Here is an 8,142-nt window from a genome sequence, read left to right as displayed (position 1 = left end):
CGCACCCCCGGGGGTTGCGGGCGGCCCCGGGGGGCCCCCCCCCCGCGGGCGCGGGGGGGGGGCCCGGCCCCGGGGGGGGGGGGGGGCGCGGGGCCCCCCCCCCCCCCCGGGCCCGGCCCCCCGCGCCGGTCACTCCGTGCGGAGGCCGTCCGGGCGCATCATGCGCAGGAGGGGCGGCAGGCTCAGCAGCGTCACCACCACGACGACGCCCGCACCGAAACCGGTCATCTGCAACAGGCTCGTCCAGTCCACCCGCACCGGTGTCGACGTCATCCGCAGCAGGACCGTGCCCAGCGTGACCCCCACCACCGAGGCCAGCAGCAGCCCCAGCCCGATCGGGACGGCCGTCTGCCACAGCACCGACAGGCTCAGGGTGCGCCGCCGGGTGCCGAAGGCGACCAGGGCCGACAGCAGCTTGCGCCGTTCGCGCAACTGCTCCAGCTGGGAGACCAGCAGACTCGCCCCGATCAGCGCCAGGACACAGGCCGCGCCGACGAACAGACCGGTACGGATCGAGTCATAGGTCTCGGAACGCTCGGTGGCGTTCCACTCGGCTATGTGCGTCAGCGGATCGATCGCGGCGGCCGTGTTCCGCACGTGCTCCATGGCGTACGGCACCGAGTCGTCGACCTCGAGGTAGATCTGGCTGGAGAGCGTGTCGGTCATCCCCGCCGTCACCGCGCCCGGGGTCAGCAGGAAGCCGCCGCGCTCGTGGCCCACCGGGTCCGGGATCGACCGGGCCTCCTTGAAGCCCGTGGGGACCGTCCAGGTGACGCCCTCGGCGTAGCGGGAGGGGTCCGAGGGGTCGGGCGCCTCGAGGTGGAGGTCCAGGCCCGGCCTGCTCAGCGCCGGGGTGCTCGTGTCGTACTCGGCGCCGGACACCGTGAACACGTCGCCGTCCCGGCACGAGGGGAGTTTCGCCACCGTGCGCAGGGTCGCGCAGTCGGCGACGGTCAGTGCGGCGGTGTTCTCCGGCTCCTGCCCCCAGGGTTTGTCGGCGAGGTAGCCGTGGGAGAGCGCGTAGACCCTGTTCACCCCCTTGATGTCCGCCAGCTTCTCGGCGGCGGGGGCGAGTGCGTGGCCGTCCGGCAACCCCACCTCCGCCTGGGCCAGCGACACGTCGAGCCCGGTGTCCTCGGTGTAGTCGCCCTCGACGCCGGCGAACAGCATCTGGAGCGCGATCGCGCCGGCCACGGCCACCGCGATCCCGTTGACCATCCGGGCCGCCGAGCCGCTGCTGAGCTGAAGCCGGCGCACCGCCAGCTGCCACGACAGACCGCCCTTGCCGAGCCGGGAGACGACCGTCTCCACGAACCACGGCAGCAGTGCGGTGATGCCGATGAGCAGCAGCAGGACACCGCCGACGACCAGGTACTCGTTGAAGTCCCCGTTCTCGCGGCCCTGCCCGACCATCGGATAGAGCATCACGATGCCGGCCAGCGGCGGCAGCAGCCGCCACCACAGCCGCCGCCGGGGCGGACGCACCGTACGGACCACGCCCAGCGGCTCGATGACGACCCCGCGCAGCGCGAGCAGCGTCACCAGCACCGCGGCCGCCGGGACCGCGACCGCGACCAGGAGGGCCAGCAGCGGTGACGGGTTCAGGTAGCTCGGGAACACGCTGACGCCGAACAGCTCGACGGAGGCGGCGAGCTGGCGGCCGATCAGGAAGAAGCCGGTGCCGAGGACCAGCCCGAGCAGCGAGCCGGCCAGTGCCTCGCCCCCCGCGATGCGCCGGGTGGCCGCCGCGTCGGAGCCGACCAGCCGCAGCGCCGCGAGCCGGCGGTCGCGCCGCTCGCCGCCGAACCGTACGGCGGTGGCGATGAACACGGCGACCGGTGTCAGCAGCACCACGAAGACGACCAGGACCAGCAGCATGATCACCGGGTCGTTCTCTTCCTCGGACGTGTACTCGGGAGGTGCGCCGAACCTGTCGAGGCGCACCGCCGTCGAGCCGTCGATCTCCTCGGCGAGCCCCTCGGCGCCCGCGTAGTAGGCGAGTTCCTGCGAGCCGACGAGGCCCGGCTCGCCGATCGTCCCCGTGACGTCGTACGGCAGCCGCTCGCGCAGCAGTCCCGTGTCGTCCGACGCGAGCAGCTCTTTCAGGGCGGGGGAGACGACCATCTCGCCGGCCGCCGGGAACTCGCTCAGACCCGGCGGCAGGGGGGCGTCCGGGCCCTCCGGCTCCATCAGGCGGCCACGGACGTTCTTGTCCCGGAACCAGGTGTTGGTACGCGCGACGACCAGGGTGTCGTCGGCTTTCGGCACGGCCTCCGAGCTGAAGGGCCAGTCGAGCCGTGCCTCCTCCCGCCGGTCCCGCTCCGACAGCACGCCGGGCAGGGCGGCGCAGAGCAGCAGCAGCGCCACGCCGAGGCCGACGCCGACCCCGGTGAGCGCGGCCCTGATCCAGCCCTCGCGCCCGCCGGCCAGGGCGAACCGGACACCCATGCCCAGGTCCCGGACCACCGCCCGGACCTTCGGCTCCGTGCGGGTGCCGGGGGCTTCCGGGGCGGAGGAAGCGGTGCGGTCCCGCTCCTTGGTCCCGCTCATACGGCGTGCTCCATGTCCCGGGACTTCCCGTCGCGCACGACGATCTCGCGGTCGGAGTACGCGGCCACCCGCGCCTCGTGCGTGACGAGGACGACGGCGGCGTTGGTGGACCGGGCGGCCTCGGTGAGCAGTTCCATCACGCGCTCGCCGTTGAGCGAGTCCAGCGCGCCGGTCGGCTCGTCGGCGAACAGCACCCGCGGGCCGGTCACCAGCGACCGGGCCACGGCGACCCGCTGCCCCTGGCCGCCGGAGACCTCGCCGGGCCGCTTCGCCCGGACGTCGTCGACCTCCAGGCGCTCGAGCCAGGCCAGGGCGGTGCGCTCGGCCTCCTTGCGGGGCGTGCCGTTCAGCCGCATGGGCAGGGCGACGTTCTCCACGCAGGTCAGCTCCGGCACGAGCTGCCCGAACTGGAAGACGAAGCCGAACTCCGAGCGCCTGAGCCTGCTGCGCTCGGAGTCGTTCATCGCGGTCAGTTCGCGCCCGTTGTACGTGATCGAGCCGGAGTCGGGGGTGACGATCCCGGCGAGGCAGTGCAGCAGGGTCGACTTGCCCGACCCGGAGGGGCCCATCACGGCGACGACCTCACCGGGGTGGATGGAGAACGCGGCGCCGTCGAGCGCCGGGGTGGGCCCGTACGCCTTGCGCAGGTCCTGGGCGGTGAGCAGGGATCCGGCGGGGATCGTCATCGGGAGACCGCCTCACGGAGTCTGTCGAGGCGCGCGGCGGTGAGCTCCAGCCAGCGCAGATCGGCCTCGAGGTGGAACAGGGCGTGGTCGCAGATGAGCTGGTCGGCCAGGTCGCCCTGGCGCTTGCGCTCGGTGAGGGCGCGCATGCCGCGCAGATGCTCGGAGCGCTGGGTGTCGAGGATGTCGGCGGCGTCGCGGCTGGTGAGCAGCGCGAGGACGACCTTGGTGTAGAGCGTCGACTGGAGGTACGGCTCCGGCTTCTCCGGTGTGGCGAGCCAGCGGGCGACGTCGGTGACGCCCGCCTCGGTGATCGCGTACCGCTTGCGCTCGGGGCCGTCGCCGGCCTCGATGCCGTCGACTTCGACGAGGCCGTTCTTCAGCAGGCGGGACATCGTCGAGTAGACCTGGCCGTAGTGCAGTGGCCGGTCGTGACCGAACTTCGCGTCGAAGGCCCGCTTCAGGTCGTAACCATGGCGCGGGCCGGACTCCAGGAGCCCTAGAAGGGTGTGACCGATGGACATGGCGAGCACTCTACACAGCGTGTATACGCGCCGTGTATACATCGAGTGTGCAGGTCGCGGAGAGAAGCAAGAGGGCCCAGGTGAGGGCCGGTTGTCACGGTTCTGTCACCGGGGCGGGGAGGGGGCGGACGCTCGGATTCAGGGGGCCGGGCCTCTTGTCCGGATCAGGCCGGATCAGGCCGGATCGGGCCGGACCGGAGAGCGGGGCCCGGCTTGATCCGGCCGAAAGACCTCAGGGCCGAGGAGGCAGGGCCCGGGGAAGCAGGGCCCGGGGAAGCGGGGGGCAAGGAGGCAGGGGCCGGAGGATGTCACCGGAGCGCGGGGTGGGCCACCGGGCCGGGGGCGGTCGTCCGGCCCGGGAGGGCCCCGGCCCCGAGAAGATCACCGGGGCTCGGGAGGATGCTCCTCAGGTGGCTGTGGCTGTGGCGGCCGCCCGGCCTGTGGAGGCTGGGTGGGTGGCTGCTGTACGGGCGGGCGCCCCCGGCGGGGAAGGGGGCCTGCCTTGCCGGGCAGCCGGCCCGCTTCCGCGAGTGCCCGCCGCAGCAGGAACTCGATCTGCGCGTTCGCCGAGCGCAGCTCGTCGTTCGCCCACCGCGCCAGTGCCTCGTGCACCAGCGGGTCCAGCCGCAGCAGCACCTGCTTGCGCTGCTGCTGCGGCCTGCGCCGAGGAGTCTGGCCCTCGGGGCCGGACGGGGCGGTCACTGGTAGAGGGTCCCGGTGTTGAGGACCGGCTGCGCGGCGCGGTCACCGCACAGGACGACCATCAGGTTGGACACCATCGCGGCCTTGCGCTCGGAGTCCAGCTCCACGATGCCCTGCTCGGCGATCCGGGCCAGTGCGGTCTCGACCATGCCCACGGCGCCCTCCACGATCAGCTGCCGGGCCGCCACGACCGCGCCCGCCTGCTGCCGCTGGAGCATCGCGGAGGCGATCTCGGGGGCGTAGGCGAGGTGGGTGAAGCGGGACTCGATGATGTCGACGCCGGCCGCGTCCACCCGTGCGCGCAGCTCGACCGCGAGCTTCTCGGTGATCTCCTCGGCGTTGCCGCGCAGCGAGAGGCCGTCCTCCTCGTGGGCGTCGTACGGGTACTCGATGGCGATGTGCCGGACGGCGGCCTCGGTCTGGGTGGAGACGAACTCGATGTAGTCGTCCACCTCGAAGGTGGCCTGTGCGGTGTCCGCCACCCGCCACACCACGACCGAGGCCAGCTCGATCGGGTTGCCGTAGGCGTCGTTCACCTTGAGGACCGCGGTCTCGTGGTTGCGGACCCGGGTCGAGATCTTGAGACGCGAGGTGAAGGGGTTCACCCAGCGCAGGCCGTCCTGCCGGATGGTGCCCCGGTAGCGCCCGAAGAGCTGGACCACCCGGGCCTCGCCCGGCGCCACCATGTTCAGCCCGCACATGGCGAGGAACGCGGCTATGGCGATCAGGATGCCGAAGACGATCAGCAGGGCCTTTCCGGCGGCTGCGGTGACCGAGGTGGCGCTGATGGTCATCCCGATGCCGAGCAGTAGTCCGACCAGGCCGAGTGTCAGGGCGAGGCCGCCGCCGATGCTGTGCGCCGCCGTCTCCCGTACGCGCGGGGCCGGCATCTCGGGGACGTCGGCCGTGGCCTGTGCGGTCTGTGCGTCGTGTGTGGACATGGGTGATCCCCCGTCTTTCGGGGCGCCGTCGCGTGTGATGCGTTCCGCTAGCGCCTGCCTATCCAAGTGATATCACTTTAGTGGTTTGTGGCAACCATGACCAGCTCTCGCACGTCGGTTCTGGTGAGGCGGGTGGTGGTTCCGGTGGGACGGGTGCTGATTGTCACGTCCGTAAAGGCCGGATCGGCAGCCGTTTGTCATGGCTTCCGGTGTTAGCTTGCGGAGTTGACCTGACCGGCGAACCCGCGTGTTTCGTCGGCACACACGAGCGAAGCGGAGCAGAGCGGACCCATGGGACGAGCGGAAGAACGACGCGCACGACAGCGCGGTGGGCACCGTGCGGCATCCGGGGGCCGTTCGTCGGGCGGGGACGGTCAGGGCCGGATACGCCGCCTCTTCACCTGGAAGAAGATCCTCGGCACGGTCTTCGGCCTCTGCCTGCTCGGCATGGGCACCTTCATCGTGCTGTACATGGTGATCGACATCCCCGAGGGGAACGCCGACGCCCAGCAGCAGAGCAACGTCTACAAGTACAGCGACGGCTCGATCATGGCCCGCGACGGCGAGGTCAACCGTGAGGTCGTCGACCTGGCGAAGGTTCCCAAGCCGGTGCAGCGGGCGTTCGTCGCCGCCGAGAACAAGACGTTCTACAAGGACGCCGGTGTCGATCTCAAGGGCACGGCGCGCGGTCTGCTCAACACCGCGTCCGGCAAGGGCGCCCAGGGCGGTTCGACGATCACCCAGCAGTACGTGAAGAACTACTACCTGACCCAGGAACAGACGGTCTCGCGCAAGCTCAAGGAGCTCGTCATCTCCCTGAAGCTGGACCGGGAGAAGTCCAAGGACTACATCCTCGCCGGCTACATGAACACCAGCTACTACGGCCGTGGCGCCTACGGTGTCCAGGCCGCCGCCCAGGCCTACTACCGCGTCGACGCCGGGGACCTGACCGCCGAACAGGGCGCCTACCTCGCCGCGCTCCTCCAGGCGCCGAGCCAGTACGACTGGGCGGTGGCCTCGGACACCAGCAAGAAGCTCGTCAAGAACCGCTGGAACTACGTCCTCGACAACATGGTCGAGCAGAAGTGGCTGGACGCCGGCGAGCGGTCCGGCATGGAGTTCCCGGTGCCGAAGGAGCCCAAGGGCAATCCGGGCCAGGCCGGTCAGCTCGGTTACCTGGTGACCGAGGCGAACGCCGCGCTGAAGCGGCAGCTGGTCGCCGAAGGCACCGCCGCGGACGCCAAGGAGGCCGACGCCCTGGTCGACCTCGGCGGCTGGACCATCACCCTCAACATCGACAAGAAGAAGCAGAAGGCGCTGGAGGAGGCGGTCAAGACCCAGCTCACCGGCAAGCTGGACGCCAAGGAGCGCAAGGTCGACGCCGACGTCCAGGCCGGTGCCGTCTCCGTGGACTCGAAGACGGGCTCGGTCGTGGCGCTGTACGGCGGCGTGGACTACCTCAAGCACTTCACGAACAACGCCACCCGCGACGACTACCAGCCCGCCTCCACCTTCAAGCCGGTGATCCTGGCGGCCGCCGTCGAGGAACAGGCCGAGACCCAGGACGGCCGGCCGATCGTGGCCGGCACGGTCTACGACGGCACCAGCAAGCGCCCGGTCGAGGACAACGGCAGGAAGGTCGGCTTCGCCCCGGAGAACGAGGACGACGCGGACTACGGCGACATCACCGTCCAGACGGCCATGAACAAGTCCGTCAACTCCGTCTTCGCGCAGATGGGCGTCGACGTCGGCATGGAGAAGGTGATGGAGACCGCGGGCAAGCTCGGCATGGACGTCGAGGAGCTGGAGGCGGTGCCCGCCCAGACCCTGGGCTCCATGGGCGCCAGCCCGATGGACATGGCCGCCGCCTACGCCACCCTCGACAACCACGGCAAGAAGACCACCCCGACGATCCTCAAGTCGGCCGAGCACCTCAACCGCACCGTCACCATCCCGGACGCCGTCGGCGAGCAGGTCATCAGCCGCGAGGCCGCCGACACGGTGACCTCGATCCTGACCGGCGTGGTCGACGACGGCACCGCCCGCACCGCGGTCCGGGACAACCCGCTGCGCGACGGCCAGCAGGTCGCCGGCAAGACGGGCACCTCCGACAACAACAAGTCGGCCTGGTTCGCCGGATACACCCCCGACCTGGTCACCACGGTCGGCCTGTTCGGCGAGGACGACAAGCCCCCGCACCCGCAGGTCGAGATGTACGGCGCGGGCGGCCAGCCCCGGGTCAACGGCGGTGGCTTCCCGGCGCAGATCTGGTCCGCGTACACCTTCGGCGTGATGGAGAAGACCAGCAGGTTCGACCTGGAGACCGACCAGGGCGCGGCCGTCACCCCGCCCCCGTCCTCGTCGGCCCCCGCGTCGCCGTCCCAGTCGCCCAGCGAGGAGCCGACGACCGAGGAACCGACCTCGGAGGCTCCGACCACCGAGGAACCGACCGAGGAACCGACGACGACCGAGCCCACCACCGAGGAGCCGACGACCACCCCGCCGACGGGCCCGAGCTTCACCCCACCCACCGTCGAGATCCCGCCCGACCCGGACGAGACGGGGGACGAGGAGCAGCAGAGGCAGTAGAGGGGAAGCGAACGACGTGTGGGGGGGGCCCGGGCCCGGCCCGGGGGCCCCCCCCCCCCCCCCGCCCCGCCCGCGCCCCCCCCCGGGGGGGGGGGGGGGTTGTTTTGGGGTTAACAGACGCGGTTAGAGAAGACACAACAAACCAAAAAACCG

At 71.2% G+C, this 8,142-nt stretch carries 6 protein-coding genes; 1 reads left to right on the top strand and 5 read right to left on the bottom strand.

Annotated elements, in window-relative coordinates; all coding sequences use genetic code 11:
- Positions 1–129 precede the first annotated feature (129 nt).
- The 5 genes from ACFYQA_RS21625 to ACFYQA_RS21605 form a co-directional block, all read right to left on the bottom strand.
- The gene (locus tag ACFYQA_RS21625) at positions 130–2,448 is read right to left on the bottom strand and encodes an ABC transporter permease (protein WP_388920356.1); all 2,319 of its coding nucleotides are present in this window, start codon (positions 2,446–2,448) and stop codon (positions 130–132) included.
- Positions 2,449–2,546: 98 nt separating this feature from the next.
- The gene (locus ACFYQA_RS21620) at positions 2,547–3,236 is read right to left on the bottom strand and encodes an ABC transporter ATP-binding protein (RefSeq protein WP_388438022.1); all 690 of its coding nucleotides are present in this window, start codon (positions 3,234–3,236) and stop codon (positions 2,547–2,549) included.
- Positions 3,233–3,757 carry a PadR family transcriptional regulator gene (locus ACFYQA_RS21615; protein ID WP_055630814.1) on the bottom strand — a complete coding sequence of 175 codons (525 nt, stop codon included), beginning with the start codon at positions 3,755–3,757 and terminating at the stop codon, positions 3,233–3,235. Before ACFYQA_RS21615 ends, ACFYQA_RS21620 begins: the two co-directional genes overlap by 4 nt.
- A 381-nt stretch (positions 3,758–4,138) precedes the next feature.
- Positions 4,139–4,459, bottom strand: coding sequence for a hypothetical protein (locus tag ACFYQA_RS21610; protein WP_388920109.1), 321 nt, complete (start codon positions 4,457–4,459; stop codon positions 4,139–4,141).
- On the bottom strand, positions 4,456–5,400 hold the full coding sequence (locus tag ACFYQA_RS21605; protein WP_388920107.1) for an SPFH domain-containing protein: 945 nt from the start codon (positions 5,398–5,400) through the stop codon (positions 4,456–4,458). The genes ACFYQA_RS21610 and ACFYQA_RS21605 overlap by 4 nt, the downstream gene beginning before the upstream one ends.
- Before the next feature lie 291 nt (positions 5,401–5,691).
- Here ACFYQA_RS21605 and ACFYQA_RS21600 point away from each other — a divergent pair, with 291 nt between their 5' ends.
- Positions 5,692–7,989 carry a transglycosylase domain-containing protein gene (locus ACFYQA_RS21600; RefSeq protein WP_388920104.1) on the top strand — a complete coding sequence of 766 codons (2,298 nt, stop codon included), beginning with the start codon at positions 5,692–5,694 and terminating at the stop codon, positions 7,987–7,989.
- The last annotated feature ends 153 nt before the right edge of the window (positions 7,990–8,142 follow it).

The organism is Streptomyces sp. NPDC005774 (assembly GCF_042871645.1).
In the GTDB taxonomy this organism is placed as follows: Bacteria; Actinomycetota; Actinomycetes; order Streptomycetales; family Streptomycetaceae; genus Streptomyces; species Streptomyces pratens.
This window is presented reverse-complemented; position numbering and strand designations above follow the sequence as displayed.